Source organism: Phycicoccus jejuensis (genome assembly GCF_000720925.1).
Lineage (GTDB): Bacteria > Actinomycetota > Actinomycetes > Actinomycetales > Dermatophilaceae > Phycicoccus > Phycicoccus jejuensis.
Map to the genome: position 1 here is coordinate 1 of NZ_JOEE01000042.1, position 642 is coordinate 642.

Below are 642 nucleotides of genomic sequence, written 5' to 3' on the forward strand. Positions count from 1 at the left end.
GTCGGCCGGTATTGAGCGACGATCGTGATGGCGCAGAAAATCAAGGCACCTGTTCGTCGCAATCCGGTAGAGCCAGGTCCGAGCCGAAGCGCGTCCCTCGAACGTGTCCGCTGCCAGCAGCGCTTTGGCGAACACATCCTGACAGAGGTCCTCAGCATCAATGGCTGAGCCGGTCATCCGGTAGCAGTGGCGAAAGATCTCACCCCGATGCGCGGCGTACAGCGTTGCGAGGTCGGCGTGATTCAGGATGCTGAGGCTCTGACCGTCACGACCTTCGTTAGCTATGGGTGAATGAGTGGTGCTCATGCACGATGCTCCATCTGCCCTGTACATCGCTGCGCAGGCCGAACGACAGACGCAGGCGCCGGCGCGGAGCACGCAGTAGGTCATCATCGGTCCCGCACCTGATGAGTGCCCAAGCGAAACCGACACTGTCTCCAGCCTCGACGAACAACTCCTCTGGATCGAAGTGAGCGCCGTCACGGATCCACTGCACGAACGGGCGCCAGGCCGCCGAGTACGCTTCCGTGCCGCGGACGCCTTCCTCGGGAGGCGAGACATCGAACATTACGCAATCCGGGGCGTGGTCGGCCAGAATCTTTGCCACGTTGCCGTTCCGGACGGCATCCAGCCAGCGGATCA

At 62.3% G+C, this 642-nt stretch carries 2 protein-coding genes; both read right to left on the reverse strand.

What is annotated here, in order from left to right; translation table 11 throughout:
- A partial coding sequence (locus IG69_RS21865) for a sigma-70 family RNA polymerase sigma factor (RefSeq protein ID WP_157577751.1) occupies positions 1-306 on the reverse strand: 306 nt, incomplete at its 3' end.
- The coding region (locus tag IG69_RS0119510) for a nuclear transport factor 2 family protein (protein WP_030529828.1) at positions 278-642 on the reverse strand (365 nt) is incomplete at its 5' end. The genes IG69_RS0119510 and IG69_RS21865, both read right to left, overlap by 29 nt.